We start from the raw sequence: 17,867 nt of genomic DNA on the forward strand, positions 1-17,867 counted from the left end.
TATGTATATCCCCCTATGGTTGTTGCAGACAATCATAGGGGGATATTTCGTTCAGATAATATGATACAATCAATCGTGAAGATATTATAGATAAAGTGTTTTCTATATCCCTAATTTTGAGAAAGCTAATATCGATTAATAGGTTATCTGCCTGATATTATCATAAAACTTATGTGTATGAACAAAAGATTATCATCGTTATTTGTGGCTCTTTTGAGCCTATTCATTATAGAGCACGTACAAGCTCAATACCCCAAAATCCCAGCGGATGTCAAAAAAGCTTCCAATGACATGATGGAAAAAGCACGTCAGCAATCTGATATTGCATGGGGTAAAGCGCTTCCAGTTATCGAAGAATATGCAAAGCAGGGTAAACCTTACATTCCTTGGGCTTCAAGACCAACGGATTTACCGCAAGCAGAGATTGCTGCTTTTCCAGGCGCAGCGGGTGGCGGAGCATATGCTTTCGGCGGTCGTGGCGGCAAAGTCTACGTCGTCACGAGTTTAGAAGACAATGGTCCCGGCACATTGCGAGAGGCTTGCGAACAAGGAGGCCCACGTATTATTGTGTTCAATGTTGCTGGAATCATCAAGCTCAAAACACCATTGATTATTCGAGCACCTTATGTCACGATTGCAGGTCAATCAGCGCCGGGGGACGGTGTCTGTGTGGCTGGTGAGACAGTATGGATCGACACGCACGATGTAATCATCCGACACATGCGTTTCCGAAGAGGAGAAACCTATGTGGGGCGTCGCGATGATGCGATTGGTGGTAATCCGGTAGGAAATATAATGATTGATCATGTTTCCGCAAGCTGGGGGTTAGATGAAAACATGTCGATGTACCGACATATGTACAACGATAGTACCGGCTCACAAGAAAAGAAATTTGGAACAGTGAATATCACGATCCAGAACTCTATTTTTTCAGAAGCATTAGATACGTGGAACCACTCCTTGGGAAGTACACTAGGGGGAGAAAACTGTACGTTTATGCGGAATCTATGGGCAAATAATGCGGGAAGAAATCCGTCTATCGGATGGAACGGGATCTTTAATTTTGCAAATAACGTAATTTATAATTGGGCGCATCGTTCAATTGATGGCGGTGATTATACTGCGCAATACAATATCATCAATAATTATTTTAAACCAGGACCAGCGACTCCGCAGGATGCACCGATACGATACCGTATTCTTAAACCAGAAACTGGACGTAGCAATTTGGATTACAAAGTTTTCGGACGTGCGCACGTGACCGGAAATATCATCTCCGATAATCCCGAAGTAACGGACGATAACTGGGCAGGCGGTGTACAGTTTTATGAACAAGTGGACTACCAACAAAAATTGGTAACCGGGGAGGCCTATAAAAACTATATGCTGAAATCGAAAGCTGATAAACCTTTTCCCATGGCAGAAATGCATATTATGCCGGCAGACCAAGCTTACGAACATGTGTTGACCAATGCAGGAGCAACTTTACCAAGACGGGATCCCGTGGATGTACGTGTTATAAAAGAAGTTCGCGACGGCAAGCCGACACCGTTACAAAATGTACAATTGCCGGAAACTGAATTTAAGCACAGGAGATTACCGAAAGACTCCTATAAAATGGGAATCATCACGGATGTATCACAGGTAGGAGGATACCCGGAGTATACGGGGACACCTTATAAAGACACCGACAATGACGGTATTCCTGACGATGTTGAAGTAAAAATGGGATTAGACCCCAATAACCCTGACGACTCCGCAGTGATTACCGAATCTGGATATGCAAACATCGAGATTTATTTAAACGAATTAGCTTCAAAAGGATAATATTATGCATACGAAAATAAAAGTACTTATTCCTGCGCTGTTCCTGTTTCTCCCGTTTTTGTCCTTTGCGCAATACCCGGTTATTCCTGATTCTTTGCAAAAGATAGCCGATGCACGGGATAAAGCAGAAGAACAACGGTTGGAGAAAGCATGGGAAGCGGCGAAAGCCGTTATGGATCAAGAGGGAAAACCGTATATTCCCTGGGCAGCAAAGCCAGAAGATTTGCCACAAGCGGATATACTGGCGTTTCCTGGTGCAGAGGGCGGAGGAGCCTATACGCCGGGGGGAAGAGGTGGTCGCATATTTGTGGTGACTAGTTTAGCCGATAGCGGACCAGGCACATTGCGCGAAGCCTGTGAAGCAGGTGGTGCGCGGATTATTGTATTCAACGTGGCGGGAATCATCCAGTTGGAGAAACCTATTATTGTGAAAGCACCGTATGTGACGATTGCGGGACAAACTGCTCCTGGAGATGGTGTTTGCGTGGCAGGTGAATCTTTTTTGATTGACACGCACGATGTCATCGTACGATTTATGCGCTTTCGTAGAGGTGTAAATGAAGTCACGCGGAGGGACGATGCATTAGGTGGAAATGGCGTAGGCAATATTATATTAGATCATGTTTCTGCAAGTTGGGGACTGGATGAAAATATGTCAATGTACCGTCATGTCTATGACAGAGGGGGTAAAGATTTAAAGTTGCCAACTGTAAACATCACGATACAGAATTCTATCTTTTCCGAAGCGCTGGATACTTATAATCATGCTTTTGGTAGTACCATAGGTGGTTTGAACAGTACATTTATGCGAAATTTATGGGCTTCGAATATCAGCCGTAACCCGTCTGTAGGGATGTATGGCGACTTTGGGTTTGTTAATAATGTGGTATGGAACTGGTGGAACCGGAGTGCGGATGGAGGCGATCACCGTTCCGAATATAATTTCATTAATAACTATTACAAACCAGGGCCGATAACGCCTTTGGATAAACCGATATCCTATCGTATCCTCAAGCCGGAATCTGGCAGAAGCAAAGAAAATGCAAATATGTTTGGAAAAGCGTATGTGCATGGAAATATCGTGGTAGGAAATAAGCGTGTAACGAAAAACAATTGGGATGGCGGTGTACAACCGGAGGCTGAAGGGGATCCAAGTGCGCTTTTAGCAAAAATAAAAGTGGATAAGCCGTTTTCACTTTCCAATTTCGGGAAAATATTAACCGCTCGAAAAGCATACGACTATGTGCTGAAAAATGTAGGAGCTACGCTACCGAAGCGTGATGCGGTAGACAAACGCATTGTCAAGCAAGTGAAAACCGGCAAAGTGTTTTATACAGAGCCTGCCGAGCCATTGGCACCATCACCCTATGTGAAACGCAGGTTACCGGTAGATTCTTATAAGCAGGGAATTATTACGGATGTTAACCAAGTGGGCGGCTATCCCATCTACGAAGGAACACCGTACAAAGATTCCGACAATGACGGAATTCCGGATGACGTGGAGGTAAAAATGCATTTAGATCCAAAGAATTCGGCTGATGCCGCTCAAATTAGTGACAACGGATATGCACATATAGAAAATTACCTGAACAGTGTCGTTCCAGAAAAGATTGTTAAGCCTTTTTAACCCCTTTAAAGGCTTTCTTTTATTAGTTTAGTTAGTTTGGTAGGCTGTTGCATAATTTCGTGCAACAGCCTTTTGGAAGCCGTTTACGTTCATTATAAGCCACCGTTTACACCTATTAATATTAAGAAAATACCATGCATCTGAAAAAATCAACGTATTTAGGTAGTTGTTTGCTAATTAGTATACTTTGTATCACGGTGGTTTTTGCTCAAGACAAGAAGCAATTAATCGTTAGCCACATTCATGAGGGTCCAGTGATTAATCATCACCATCCGGATGTGATAGCGAGTGGAAATAGATCAGGATTTGAAACAGGACAAATGGTAAAGGTGGCGGATACATATCATATGTTCATTAACGAGATGTTCGACCGCCCGCATCGCGATATGCGTGTCGCCCATTGGAGCAGTCCAGATGCTGTAAACTGGACGCGCGCATCGACAATTGTGGAGAGCATTCCAGGAAGAACGCCCTTCAACCCCCGCTCCGAGGTTTGGGTAACGGGTGTTGAATTCAATGAGGAAGAAAATGCATGGAATATTTTTTATGTGGCCTATCGGGCAGGAGACAAAGAAAAGGGTGAAATTGAAGCCAACGACTACGAAGGACGTATTTGGCGAGCGAAATCGGTTACGCCGGGAATGGACGGCATTGCGGGACCATATGCCGATATGACGATCGTTCTGCAGCCCGATGAAAACAGCCAAACTTGGGAAGGTCAACAGGCGGTAGCTGCCTTCAATCCTTATCGTGTAGGCGATAAATGGTATGCTTTTTATGATGGACACAACCATGTGCCCCAAGGAGATTGGCCACTAGGAATGGCAACCGCGCCTGCGCTAAACGGCCCTTGGACGCGTATGCCGGAAGGACATAACCCGGTTCCTATATCACCGGAATTCAATGAAAATGTACAGGTTACAGAATTGAAATCGGGAGGGTACCTGGCTATTTTTGATTCCTTTGGCGACCACGAAATAGCTTATAGTTTGTCCGATGATGGCATACATTGGGATAAGGAGACCCGCCTAAAAGTACAATCTGAAAATAATTTATGGGCGGATTTCGGCGATCATGCCACCCGTACACCTCTCGGTGCGGTAGAGGAAGAAGATGGCACCTTCACCGTTGTATACACCGCGCGGTATGACAACGACGGAAGAATCTTCTTTGGTCTGGGGCATGTGGTTTTATCCTGGAAATAAAAATCACTTGAAACTTCACTTTGCCTTGATAGCCAGTTTATTAATTCGGTAAGATATTAGAAGAAAGCGTAAAAATGATATAATAAATAATCTACAAAGCCTACTACATTTGAATAAACGTTATGTTCAAAGATGAAAAAATCTTTACTATTAATTTCGTTCATTATAGCGTCGTTGGCAGTTTTTGCCCAACATACACCCGTGGTAAAAATCGATCTTAACGAAAGTAGCCGCCGGGTTGCTGAAACAAATGAAAGTGGCTATTCCTCCTGGCAGATAAAAGCTGGTACCTCCGACTGCTTTAGTGAAGGTAATGTAAAAATTACCTTGACAAAAGTGGATTCGGATAACGGTGAACTTGCTTCTGAATGGTACAAAGCTGGTATGGGTTCACCTCATTTTGCCTATCTGATTTCCGACGGAGTAACGTTGAAAGACGGAGATGCAACAGGGAAAATTGAAATGCGTATCAGCGGGCTACCCGAAGGGGAGAACACTTTACTTACCTATCACAACATTCCCCATAGTCCGGAGGGCAATATATTTAGTCCTATTGTGATTTCGCACAACGGTAAAAAGCAAACGGTGCAACCTAGTGTAAGGGCACTCAAAACGGCAGACGCCGTAACAGCCTATACGCATTTAAACGTAAAACAAGGCGAGGATGCAATTGTGGTATTTGAAGCAGGAGATCAAACGGCTTCTGTTAGGAAAGATTTGGCGATCAATGCTTTTGAAATTAATACGCCTGATGCCGCAAAGCAGGCTCATTCACCATCACCCGGTAATGCCGATGAACATGTGGAGTCGCAAAACAAAGAACTTACTTTAACTTGGGAGGCAGCCCGCGGTGCAACAAGACACGAGGTCTATTTTGGCTTGGATTCGACCGCAGTTGCAGATGCTACGCCCTCCTCTCCCGAATTTAAAGGGGAACAACGTGCAACCGAATTTACAGCCACAGGTCTTTACAGCATGGATACATATTACTGGCGGGTAGACGAAAATACCAATAACGGTAAAACGAAAGGTGATGTTTGGTATTTCAGACCGGCGCAGTTGGCGTTTCCGGAAGCGGAAGGGTACGGACGCCACGCACGCGGCGGGCGTGGGGGAATCGTAATGGAAGTAACCAACTTAAACGATGACGGACCGGGAAGTCTGCGTGCAGCGGTGGAAAACCATACTGGTCCCCGGACCATTGTCTTTGCGGTTTCGGGCATTATCCATCTGAAATCCCGTCTGGTTGTAAACCAGCCTTATGTGACTATAGCGGGACAAACAGCACCGGGAGAAGGGATTTGTATTGCAGGAGCTCCTTTTGGATTTACGGGAAATGATGTGGTAGCGCAGCATCTGCGTGTTCGTTTAGGGGCTGGGAAAACGGCAGACGGCATGGGCTTAACAGGCGCGAATTATAGTATTGTCGACCATTGTTCTATCAGTTGGACGATAGATGAAGCGTTCAGTTCGCGTGGAGCAAAGAATATTACATTACAGCGCACCTTAATATCCGAGGCATTGAATTCGGCTGGTCATAGCAAGTATGGTAAAGGAAAGATGCACGGATATGCTGCAAGTATCGGTGGGGAGGTGGGAAGCTTCCACCACAACTTGCTCGCACATTGCTACGGCAGAAACTGGAGCCTAGCCGGAGGCTTGAATGGTGACGGGTTTTATAGCGGTAAACTGGATCTTCGTAACAATGTGGTTTATAATTGGGGAACCCGAGCAACAGACGGTGGAGCTCATGAAGTCAATTTTGTAAATAATTACTATAAACCCGGTGCGGGAACGACGCAGTTCTTTGCGTTCATCGGAGATCATGAAAATGTCGGAAAAGGGATGCAACGGTGTTATTTCGCTGGTAATGTGATGCCGGGGCATTTTGATGAACAAAACCAGGAAGAGGGTAGGAAAGCAAGGTATAGCAACGGAGATTCCGAAAAATATGAAACGTTTGTCGATCAGCCGTTTTTCGATTCGAAAGTGACAACCCATAGTGCACGGCTGGCTTATAAACTGGTGCTGTCTGATGTAGGTAATAACCGGCCTGGGTTGGATGAACACGATCAACGCATTATTCAAGAAACGATCGATAGCACGTATTCAGCAACAGGGAATATATCCGGTAAACCAGGTTTTCCCGATCATCAAGATGATGTGGGAGGTTACGATAATTATCCCGAAGTAAAACGTGCCGCGAATTGGGACAGCGACCATGACGGATTACCGGATTGGTGGGAAAACCATCGCGGGTTAAACCCAGATTCTCCGAAAGGTGATTTTTCCGATACTAATCTGGATAAAAATCGCGATGGTTACACGGAATTAGATGAATACCTGCAATGGATGTCTAAAGCATACTTTAGTGCTGCGGCGGGAGAACCCATAGAAATAGATCTTAGGACGTTGGCCAGAGGATTTACACAAAACCCGATGTTCAAGGCAAGTAACGTAGAGAACGGCATGGTATCGATAGAAAGTGGAAAAGCTATTTTCAAACCGGTTGCTACTGGCGTAGGTTCGTTTGAATTTACCGTTATGGATGTCGAAGGTGATAGTATGACTCGTACGGTTAATATTTTTAGTGGGAATATAATAGAATGACTAATCTAATGAACAGCCCTTTTACCTTTTATGACGCCGGAATAATCTAATTTTCTTTTTCCGAATATCGAATTGAGCGTATAGGAACCCACCATTTTTTTGATATATGGATTAAGTATATGGTCGAATGATAATATGTTATAATAAAAAGGTAATGCGATATAATATATGTGTAACGATTATTATCAATTTTGTTACAACGACTAGCGATTATATATTTAAGTACGGGATATTTCTTAGTTCTATGTTTAATATGAGAGGGTGACTAATAAAAATAAGATTTGAAATATCACGAATATTGCAAAAAATGTGAAAGCCGTAATGTGTACTTTGTACAATATTAACAGCGAGATAAGAGGGGTGGTTAATCATTTTTGCGGTATAAACTAACTGACAAATTACATCATAGTCTTTAACATTTCAAATAATGTAAAATTGCTTGCTGCTATATGATGATAGCGAAGCAGGAGAATATAGATGAATTTTTTATAACAGTTTACGTAGTAATTTAAATAGTAACAAATAACCTAAAAAGATGAGATTAAAAAAGTTTACAAGCCATGTCATTTCATTTAACCGAACAGGACTGCTGATGCTTTTGATAGCTTCGATCTATGCGTGTAATAAAGATAGCGTGACAGGACCTCCGACAAGTTTGACCGAAATGACGAGTGGTGTTGCCATTGCGCATGCGGATACATCCCTCGTCCTGAGTTGGACTCCCGGCATAGCTGCTTGGGAAGGCGACAGCCGTCAGGCGGTATTGTCCTACGAGGTGCAGGTTTCTTCTGACTCTACATTTAATGACGCTGCTCAAAATGTATTCGATTTTGTCACCGATTCTACCTCACTTTTCTTGAGTGATCAAGAGCTTACGCCGTTGGAGCCGTACTTTGCTCGGGTGCGCACCGTCTCGAGTACTGGAACAGGAGATTCCCCTTGGATGCGTACGTCACGCTTCCAAGTGAGGCCAATCGAGCTGTTTACGCCAATCAAAGTCTGGAACTTATCCCATGATGCGGTAGTACTGAACTTTGTAAGACATGGCGAACTGACAAAAATGGTGGTGGAAAAAGCAGACGGAACCGATTCCCAGGAGTTTGATGTGTCCCCTGATGACTTGATTACCATGCAATTGGATGGGTTGAATTCAAATACCGACTATGTAGCTCGGCTTTTCCGTCACGATGATCGATCATTGGGAAAACTTGAATTTAGTACAAAACCAACTGTAGAGGAGGCGGGATATATTGACCTCAGAGGGAATTCCGATCCGCAAATTCTGCAAAACACGTTGAATACGGTGCCTGATGGAAGTGTTATTGCGCTGAAGCGGGGTATGACCTATACCATGGGGGGCTTTACGTTGGATCGTGGCGTAACCTTGGTGTCTGAGCCGGGATTCGGGCCGCAGGCAACTATCGAAATGGAATCTTCCTTTAACGTGGAAGGAACCATGGCTTTGATCAAGTTTGAGGATGTACATTTTACCGGCGATATCGGTGGTAGTTACGTGTTTAACATTAGTAGAGAGGCTACGGTAGAAAAAATCGCGTTCGAAGCGTGTAGGATCTCCGAACTTCGGGGCGTGATGCGCCTACAATCCGCAGGGCCGAAAACGGTGAATGAGTATGTGATTAACAACTCCATCGTGCAGAATATCGGTAATTACAATGCCTTGACGGTTGACCATAACGATGTTACTATACGCGATGTGCGATTTACCAATTCTACCTTCATCAACCTGCAGTGGATAATCCGCCACGGTGGGGGGATAAGACCCACCCTGAACGCCGTACTCTTCGAAAATCTTACCCTTTATCATTCACCGTGGGATAATCGCTACATCATCGACGCGAGCACTGGCGAGCTTGGCAGTTTGACGGTTCGTAATACACTCATTGGTTACACATCGGGCGCACGGTCCTTTAATAGCCGGATGCCGAATTCGATTACCGTGTCGAATAGTTTTGCTACGTCTGACATTCGCTGGGGAACTTCAAATACGCAAAGGATGATACAGGGTGTCGTCGCTTATGGCGGTGCTTCTGAGCAGGTTTTTGCGGCGCCGGATAAGACAAACTTCGCCAATAGCGATTTGACAATTATCGATGAAACGTTGTTTACAGTTGGCGATCCACGTTGGAGACCGTAAGTGGAGGAGAGAACAAAGGAAAGAAACCTATTTTAGAATGAATAAACTTAAAATGAAGTATATGAAGAGTCATGCTGATATGCCCCAAGCTTTTCTAAGGGGAACGCGAAATGTGCTGCTGGCCTGTTTGTTAGTCACTCCTTTCACGGGAGTGGAAGCGGCCAAGACACCTGCTCGAGAGCTGACGAAAATCGAGAAACTTGTCAATATAACGGGTACAGTTATTGACCAGGATGGTAACCCAGTCGTTGGTGCTACCGTTTTGGTTAAGGGTACAAAGTCCGGGGTACAGACGGATGCAGACGGGGTTTTTAGGATAAATTTACCGGAAGGGAATACCGTTATTGTTGTAACTTATATAGGTTATAAAGTGCAAGAGGCCAATGTAGGAGGGATGACTAATATTACGATTACGTTGGAATCTAGCGATGCCATCGAAGAAGTTATTGTGACGGGATATGGCACACAAAAACGTTCCGAAATTGTAGGGTCTGTAGCGACGATAACGGGAGAGGAACTGATGGATATTCCGGCCCCGAATATCGCCGGGGCATTGCGGAATCAAATCGCAGGGGTAGGAGTGAGCGAAACCTCCGGGCGTCCTGGCGCACGGATTACGCTAAACATTCGTGGAGCTTCGACTAGCGAGCAGGGAGCCGCAATTAATGCAACATCCGAACCGCTCTATATTATTGACGGTATTACGGTATTAAGTGATGTGTTTGATGCGTTGGACCCTTCCATGGTCGAAAACATTACCTTTCTGAAAGATGCCTCAGCAGCGATATATGGTGCCGCTGGTGCAAAAGGGGTAGTACTTGTCACTACAAAACGGGGAAAACAGGGAAAGCCCAGTGTTTCCTATAATGGTTATTTAGGGGTTACGGATGCCGCGCGGAAGCCAGATTTTCTCTCGGCATACGAGTTGGCACAATTTCTTAATGAAAGTGCCTTCATGGGCAATAAGCCCGAAAGCGATATGTTCTCCGAAGCAGATCTGGCTTATCTGAAAGGGTTGGATACAGAAAGTTGGTATGATCAACTCTGGAAGCCGGCCGTCATGCAACGCCATAACCTGAGTATCTCCGGCGGGGGGGAACGTACAACTTTTTTTGTGGGCGGAAGCTTCCAAAATCAGAACGCCAATTACGCCGGCATGAAAGAAGATAAATATACATTGCGGAGCGGTCTGACAACCACCATCATTGATGGTCTTAAGGCAGATATCGCTTTTAATCTCAATCACAACCTCCGCGAAAGCCAGAATCAACTTGGTAACCAAACCGATGCTACTTTTTTTGAAACGATGATAGCTACACCAGACTGGGTTCCTATGTACATTGACGGACTTCCCGTAAATATTAATGGTAGAGGTAGCAATCCATTAGCTATACTAAATTCAGGCTACCTCGAAACGCGAAAGTCACAGGATTATAACATCAACGCTAGTCTGACCTATTCTCCTTCTTTTTTGAAAGGTTTTTCGGCGAAGGTTCAGGTTTCGCAGCGAGGAGGAAACAGCAGTAATGAGCAATATACAGCACCGTATCAACTCTGGGAATTCCAGCGGATGGGGAATAATAGGCAACTGTATTCAAACAGTTTGGCAGCAATGGATGATCCTTTCATTTGGGCAATCCCTGCATCAGGGGCCAACTTGACTTCAACCCTAGCGAATAATGGCGGTTACCAAGGATTTGTGACCTTAAGCTACAACGAGACCTTTGCGGATCACACGCTTGGAGTAATTGTGGGCGGCGAACAAACTGTTTCAAATAACGAAGATTTGGGGCTGCGATGGGAAAATCAGCTGATTCCGGGTTCGATGGACTACTGGGCTTTCGACCAAAATTTGATGCAACGCAACTCTCGTGACATATTCAAAACGACCAAGCGATCAGCTTTTGGACGCCTTAGCTATGATTATAAGAAAAGATATATCCTACAGGTCGTTACGCGTTTAGACGCTTCATCCAATTTTGCGCGGGGCGACCGTTGGGGATGGTCACCTAGTGTGGGAGCAGGTTGGATTGTGAGCCAGGAAAATTTCTTTAAAGATAATGTCTCGTTTATAAATCACCTGAAGTTGAAAGCCAATTGGGGTATTACTGGTGATGATCGGGTGGCAGCACGCCTATGGCAAGAACGCTTCGCTCTCGATATTAACAATGGTTATATGTTTGGCGATGGAAACTATGGTGTCGGTCTCAATCCGGCGTCGTATCCGAACCTATTTATTACCTGGGAGAAAAAGCGTTCCTTTAATTTCGGGGTCGAATCCACGATGTGGGACAACAAATTGAATGTGGGTATGGAATTCTTCCAAAACAAGACCTTCGATGGCTTCGACAAAGGGGCTAATGAAATGAATCCATTGTATTCGGGTTTAATCGCGCCGACAGTCAATTATCGGGAAGTATACAATTGGGGGTCAGAATTCACGATTGGTTACAATACCCGAATCACGGAGGATTGGCGTATAAATGCGGGAATGAACTTCGGCTGGGGAAATTCGGTTGTGTCAAAAATGCTCTATAATCCGAATGGTTTACTTGAAAAGGATCGTACAGATGGCGATTGGGCGGGAACGAAGTTTGGGGTGGATCCGCGTAAATACAATACGTCGAATATCGGCTATCACACGCAAGGGATGTTCCGTACGCAAGAACAGGTGGATGCTTTTTTAGCAGAAAATCCTAACTATACGATTAATGGTCAGGTGCCGCAAGTAGGTTGGATGATCTATGAAGATACGAATGGAGATGGCGTAATTAACCATTTTGACAAAGATATTCTGTTCAATCGTACAGAACCCGTGTTCTCAACCGGGATTAATCTAGGAGTGCAATACAAGGATTTTAATTTACGTACGAATATCATGGCGCGTTTCGGGGGGAAGGTCTTTGTGGATAGTAGAGCCCGAACAAAGCCCGATTATGATACGAATGTGCCGATTTTCTGGCGCGATCGTTGGACACCGGAAGATCCAATGAACGGAAAGTATCCGCGGGCGGATGATCCATACGTCAACGATGCAGCCGATATATGGGCGCTGAATGCGACAACGATCCGCGTTAACAATATGACATTGAGCTATTCATTACCTGCTAATGTGGCACGTCGCGCTGGTTTGGTCAATGCTCGCATTCTGTTGACGGGTAATAACCTTTGGACGTTGGTGAATCCGTTCAATTATAAGGATCCTTATACGTCGATCGTGTATGATTATCCAACAGTACGAACGATATCGGTAGGTTTAAGTGCTAGTTTATAAGATTAATAAGAATAGACATGAAGAAGAATATATATACAAGGATTAAAAATGGACTGTTTGTGACCGTGTTCTCCGCGATGTTATTTTCCTGTAATAACGATGATTTCTTTATCTTGCCCGATAGAGGAGGTATGGATGCAGAGGGGTTATGGAATACTGAAGGAGCTGTAAATATGCACCTGAATAAAGCCTATGAGTTGATTATTCCCAGATTTCCCTGGCAGACAGTTCCATCCCGTTTCGATATCCATTTGGTAAGTGATGAGCATTTTTTTGCATCAAACGGATCATACGGTGCTCAGGCATTGGGAATTGCTGGTAACCCCTTAATTAATCACGATGTGCGTTATACAGGAAATAGTTATAATCAAAATTACTTAGATAACCGTTATATGGATATTGCGCGTTGTAATAACGGGATTAAATATTTACCCGAAAGTACGATTCCTGATGACGTTAAATATCCGTTGTTAGGGCAGTTTTATGCCTTGCGGGCTATGGTTTATCTGGAAATGGTGAAAGTTTACGGAGGAGTGCCATTGGTGTTGGAACCGCAAGACCCCGATAACGTGATGACGGATGGTCGTTCGAGCGCTCGTGCTTGTTTTGCACAGATTGTGGACGACCTTAACCATGCTATGCAATATTTGGAAGGTGTGACGTGGGCGAGCGATAACTGGGGACGGATAACCTATGCGGCCGCCGCAGCTTTGAAAGGGAAGACGTTGTTGTATTGGGCGAGTCCACAATTTAACCCTTTAGATGACCCGAAACATCCTTATGATGCTTCACGTTGGGAAGAAGCCCTGGCTGCCAATAAAGAAGCTTATGATATTGGTCTGGCAGCGGGTCATCGTTTGATAGAAGATTATGGGAAGATCTTTCAAACTGATGGAATAGCCAATACGGAAGCGCTGATTTCTCGGCCATATTCTAGTACCGAGCCGCGTCGAGGTCATGATGAAGAAAGGAGATCACGTCCGCGTTCTGAAAATCAAAATGCGGGACCACATAATGCATATCGTGCTACCGTGAAGTTACTGCGCGCTTACCCTATGAAAGATGGTAACCGTATTGATGAAACTGGTGATTATACCTACGATGATGTGCTGTTTTGGAAAGATCGGGATCCACGTTTCGAAGCAACCATGGCGTATAATGGTAGTCTGTGGCCATTAAGTGGAAAGACGGATCGTCGGCAATGGAATTATGAAGGTGCGACGAACAACGGCCGAGCAGAAAGTGCGAATTGGGCGGTCTATTGCAAGAAGTTTAGCACACCTGGTTTAGCGGAATCGTCCGTGCCTTATTCCAATAACATTGGTGGTAGTGGTATGGATTGGATTGAAATGCGTTTCGCTGAGGTGATGTTAAACTATGCGGATTGCGCCAATGAAACTGGTGATATGGGAACCGCTAAGGAAATGGTACGTCAGATTCGTCAGCGTGCAGGCATTGAACAGGGAAGTAACGATTATGGCTTGGGCCGGATTGCCAGCATCGAGGAAATGCGGGAATTGTTGCTCAACGAACGAATGGTAGAATTTTCTTTTGAAAACAAACGTACTTCTGATCTGCGCCGTACCCGGAACTGGCACAAATTAACCGGAGAATTTCTGGAAGTCTACCAAGTCCAAGTAGTAGGTGAAACTGATCAAGAACGACAAACTACCATTGGCAAATTGGAAGCCATTGATCCGGGAACTGGCAAACCTTTTCGCGACGGTTTGGATCTGAATGATCGTGACACCTATCGGGAGTATTTTCGTCCACATGTTATCTTGCCACAACAGAACGGTTTCCGGGCGATGAATATCCCGGAGTACCACAATTTTTATACTTTCCATAACGATTTTGTGCGAAGAGGTGTAAACATTGAAACAACTATCGGATGGGAAGGTGGAACTTTTGATCCGTTGGACGACTAAGTATGGAGATGAAAACCAATGGAAAAAAACTATTAATAAGAAAAAAGATGAAAATAGCAAGATTGATCCCTCTTTTCGCGATATTGCTGGCGTTCAGCGCCTGTAAGAAGGAATCGGAAAATATATTTAACATGTTCGACGATGTGAAGGTTACTTTTCACAATAACAGCGAATATGCTATTGTGGAGGATGCAGTCGTCAACGATGGCGACAGTGTACATATCCATTTCACCGTTACGTCCGCTAAGGAAGAGATGATGGCCGTGGTTGTAGATAGTACAAATGGGACAGGGACCTGGTCTACGCGTCAAATACTGGTGACAGGCGCGGACCGCCATTCCTATTCTGGGGTCGTTAAGTTTAAAATGCAACGTGATGGGAAAATGACGTTCCGTTTTTATGCGCTGAACGATATGAATGTGTATATAGGCGATGGATATACGTCGATTACGGTGGAAGGCGCGCCGAGCTATACGCTTTTTGCAGACAGGAGACTATATGCGCCAGTTGAGGGAGAAGATAACCCTAGCTTCTTGTCATTGAGTACGGGTAAAACCTACAGCTATAGTGAGGCAGCTGCAGTTTCTGATCAGATTGACTTTGGGATTGACACGATATATGATACGCGTGATATTTACTCGACGTATTTGGTTTACAATTTATACGCACTGACTGTAGAAAATTATCCAGTACCTTATTACAATGTTTCAGGCTGGACTAAGCGCGAAACGAAGTTTAGCGCGCCAATCACTGCCTCGAATGCATATACTACTTTTACCCGCACGTTGGTGTCTTCGAGTAAAATCGAACAACAAGCTTCAAGTCAAGCCATCAACCGACAACAAACTGACGGAGTGATCTACACAGAAGGATTGGCTGCTGCACGTATGATCTATTTTCAGACTCCGGAAGGAAAATATGGGGCTATTTATGTAAATCAGGCTACTCGAGATCAACAAAATCGATACTACGTGAGCTTGGATGTCAAAATTCAGAAATAAATAAGATAGATTCGATAAACTTTATAAAAATCCGAGCATGTTTCTTCCATGCTCGGATTTTTTTTGAAACTTTAAAGAGATAACGAATTTCGACAAATGATTCCCGTTTGGAAAAGATATATTAATAGGGTGTGGTAATATGATATAATGATAAGGTAATGCGATATAATATTATCAGTCAGTTTTTTATCAATTTTGTGATAGAGGCTGACAGTTATAGATTAGTTTATGGTTTCTATCCATAATTGACCGATAAAGACAACGTAAATAAATAATGTTGATGTATAATATTAGCATGTTGGTTAACTAACTACTAACTAGGTTTCTAAAAAATGGATTTGGGCGACCTCATGTGCGTCGGCACTGCTTTTTACACTGCCTATGCCGGGGCAAGCGCGTGTCTCGACGGAGGAGTGCCAACAAACGGAGATCCAGGCCTTAGACGCCAATAAACATACGGTACGCCCGATTCCACAATCGTTCTTGGATGCTATTGCAAATCCACAAGAATTTGGACAGAATCTGAATTACTAGTTAATCACAACCACCGTCGCTAGCCGACCGATAAAATGATACAAGAGCCGGAGAATATATTATAAGTACGCTTCGGCTCTTTTACCTAGATTTGTCGATATAAATCGAATGCAAAAATAAATAGTATATGATGATGACCAATAAAACATTTCCACATAAATCGTTGAAAAAAAGTCTGCTTTTTATAGCGCTTTTGTTGGCGGGAACGGGTGTTGACGCACAGCAAACACAACCGGAGCGTGGACAGATTCCGCCTCATCCGCCGCGGTTGCCCGAGGGTGCTATCCCCGCATTTCCGGGAGCTTGGGGAGGTGGTATGTTTACCACCGGCGGACGCGGAGGTAAAGTGATAGCGGTGACTAATCTTAATGACAGTGGCGAGGGTAGTTTACGTGCCGCTTTAGAAGCGAAAGGACCGCGTATAGTTATATTCCGCGTAGCGGGCACAATCGATATTGAGGGCGACCTGAATATCAACCATCCCGATATCACCATCGCGGGACAGTCTGCACCCGGTGATGGTATTTGTATTGCCGGAACCTTGAACATCAATACGCACAATGTCATTGTACGGCATCTACGTGTACGTCGAGGTGTTCCGGTAGGTGGACAAGGTGATGATAATATCGGAGGAAATCCGCACCATCATATTATCATTGACCATTGTTCGACAAGTTGGGGTATGGACGAGAATATTTCCCTTTACAGACACATGAGGCCGTCGTTGGATGGAAGTACCCAAATAAAAGATCCCGCGGAACATATCACCATCCAATGGACAATTTCCAGTGAAGCACTCGATGCGAAAGGCCATGCTTTTGGCGGTACTTGGGGAGGCAATCCCTCTACATTCCATCACAATCTTTTCGCCAGCAACACGGCTCGAAATCCTTCCATCGGTATGTCGGGAGCTTTTGACTTTCGATACAATGTTATCTTCAATTGGCGCCATCGGACGATAGATGGTGGCGACGAAACGTCGCAGATTAACCTCATCAATAATTATTTCCGCCCGGGACCTGCTACGAATGAAAACATGCGCGACGTCTTCGCTCGCATCGAACAGCGTAGCATGTATTCACCTGGCAATGCTTGGGCAGCTGGCGATTGGTATGCTAAAGAACCAAACCGTCCCGGCAAGTGGTATGTTGCGGGCAACATCATGCACGATAATGAAGAAGTGACCAACAACAACTGGGCGGGTATGCGCGTCAAAGAAACGAAAGGATCGATCATTCCGGATGCCAGTGAAGCTGAAAAATACGCACGTGTGTATACGCCTTTTGAAGGTTGGCCGGTGGCACCACATCAGACAGCCGATGCTGTTTTCGAGTCGGTACTCGCAAAAGCCGGGGCAACATTACCGAAACGTGATGCTGTGGATACCCGCGTGGTAGAAACGGTGCGTACAGGTAAGCCAACAGTGGGAACGGGTATCATTAAGGACATCGCTGAGGTGGGCGGTTATCCGGATCTGACCTACGATCCTGCGAAGGTACTTGTCGATACGGATGGCGACGGTATGCCCGACGAATGGGAAATAAAGTACGGCTTGGATCCGAATGATCCTACGGATGGTGCAAAAGATGCTGACGGAGATGGTTATACAAATGTGGAAGAATATCTGAACGGAACGAATCCGCAAGAGAAAATTGATTACCGGAATCTGGGTAATAACGTTGATCAGATTAGTTAGTTTAGGCTAA

At 44.7% G+C, this 17,867-nt stretch carries 10 protein-coding genes; all 10 read left to right on the plus strand.

What is annotated here, in order from left to right; all coding sequences use genetic code 11:
• Window positions 1-177 precede the first annotated feature (177 nt).
• The 10 genes from FXV77_RS01495 (at window position 178) to FXV77_RS01535 (ending at window position 17,857) form a co-directional block, all read left to right on the plus strand.
• A complete protein-coding gene (locus FXV77_RS01495; protein WP_148917449.1) occupies window positions 178-1,827 on the plus strand; it encodes a polysaccharide lyase in 1,650 nt (549 codons plus the stop codon).
• Between the two features lie 4 nt (window positions 1,828-1,831).
• The gene (locus FXV77_RS01500; RefSeq protein ID WP_148917450.1) at window positions 1,832-3,454 is read left to right on the plus strand and encodes a pectate lyase family protein; all 1,623 of its coding nucleotides are present in this window, start codon (window positions 1,832-1,834) and stop codon (window positions 3,452-3,454) included.
• A 134-nt stretch (window positions 3,455-3,588) separates the two neighbouring features.
• Complete coding sequence (locus FXV77_RS01505; protein WP_187443969.1) at window positions 3,589-4,659, plus strand: glycoside hydrolase family protein; 1,071 nt, start codon at window positions 3,589-3,591, stop codon at window positions 4,657-4,659.
• 132 nt (window positions 4,660-4,791) lie between these two features.
• Entirely contained in the window at window positions 4,792-7,269 is a 2,478-nt protein-coding gene (locus FXV77_RS01510; RefSeq protein WP_148917451.1) for a T9SS C-terminal target domain-containing protein, read from the plus strand.
• Window positions 7,270-7,804: 535 nt separating this feature from the next.
• Window positions 7,805-9,424, plus strand: a complete 1,620-nt coding sequence (locus FXV77_RS01515; protein WP_148917452.1) for a DUF4957 domain-containing protein — start codon at window positions 7,805-7,807, stop codon at window positions 9,422-9,424.
• Between the two features lie 37 nt (window positions 9,425-9,461).
• Window positions 9,462-12,698, plus strand: a complete 3,237-nt coding sequence (locus FXV77_RS01520; protein ID WP_246162149.1) for a SusC/RagA family TonB-linked outer membrane protein — start codon at window positions 9,462-9,464, stop codon at window positions 12,696-12,698.
• Between the two features lie 17 nt (window positions 12,699-12,715).
• A complete protein-coding gene (locus tag FXV77_RS01525; RefSeq protein WP_148917453.1) occupies window positions 12,716-14,626 on the plus strand; it encodes a RagB/SusD family nutrient uptake outer membrane protein in 1,911 nt (636 codons plus the stop codon).
• Between the two features lie 47 nt (window positions 14,627-14,673).
• Window positions 14,674-15,627, plus strand: coding sequence for a hypothetical protein (locus FXV77_RS01530; RefSeq protein WP_148917454.1), 954 nt, complete (start codon window positions 14,674-14,676; stop codon window positions 15,625-15,627).
• A 381-nt stretch (window positions 15,628-16,008) separates the two neighbouring features.
• Window positions 16,009-16,161 carry a hypothetical protein gene (locus FXV77_RS21980; protein ID WP_187443970.1) on the plus strand — a complete coding sequence of 51 codons (153 nt, stop codon included), beginning with the start codon at window positions 16,009-16,011 and terminating at the stop codon, window positions 16,159-16,161.
• A gap of 127 nt (window positions 16,162-16,288) precedes the next feature.
• Complete coding sequence (locus FXV77_RS01535; RefSeq protein ID WP_148917455.1) at window positions 16,289-17,857, plus strand: pectate lyase family protein; 1,569 nt, start codon at window positions 16,289-16,291, stop codon at window positions 17,855-17,857.
• Window positions 17,858-17,867: the final 10 nt, after the last annotated feature.

The sequence above is a fragment of the Sphingobacterium phlebotomi genome (genome assembly GCF_008180195.1).
In the GTDB taxonomy this organism is placed as follows: domain Bacteria; phylum Bacteroidota; class Bacteroidia; order Sphingobacteriales; family Sphingobacteriaceae; genus Sphingobacterium; species Sphingobacterium phlebotomi.

Coding starts and splice junctions, on each gene's coding strand:
- FXV77_RS01525 (WP_148917453.1), top strand. CDS start 12,716: ATGAAGAAGAATATATATACAAGGATTAAAAATGGACTGTTTGTGACC.
- FXV77_RS01515 (WP_148917452.1), top strand. CDS start 7,805: ATGAGATTAAAAAAGTTTACAAGCCATGTCATTTCATTTAACCGAACA.
- FXV77_RS01520 (WP_246162149.1), top strand. CDS start 9,462: ATGAATAAACTTAAAATGAAGTATATGAAGAGTCATGCTGATATGCCC.
- FXV77_RS01535 (WP_148917455.1), top strand. CDS start 16,289: ATGATGATGACCAATAAAACATTTCCACATAAATCGTTGAAAAAAAGT.
- FXV77_RS01495 (WP_148917449.1), top strand. CDS start 178: ATGAACAAAAGATTATCATCGTTATTTGTGGCTCTTTTGAGCCTATTC.
- FXV77_RS01505 (WP_187443969.1), top strand. CDS start 3,589: ATGCATCTGAAAAAATCAACGTATTTAGGTAGTTGTTTGCTAATTAGT.
- FXV77_RS01530 (WP_148917454.1), top strand. CDS start 14,674: ATGAAAATAGCAAGATTGATCCCTCTTTTCGCGATATTGCTGGCGTTC.
- FXV77_RS21980 (WP_187443970.1), top strand. CDS start 16,009: ATGCCGGGGCAAGCGCGTGTCTCGACGGAGGAGTGCCAACAAACGGAG.
- FXV77_RS01510 (WP_148917451.1), top strand. CDS start 4,792: ATGAAAAAATCTTTACTATTAATTTCGTTCATTATAGCGTCGTTGGCA.
- FXV77_RS01500 (WP_148917450.1), top strand. CDS start 1,832: ATGCATACGAAAATAAAAGTACTTATTCCTGCGCTGTTCCTGTTTCTC.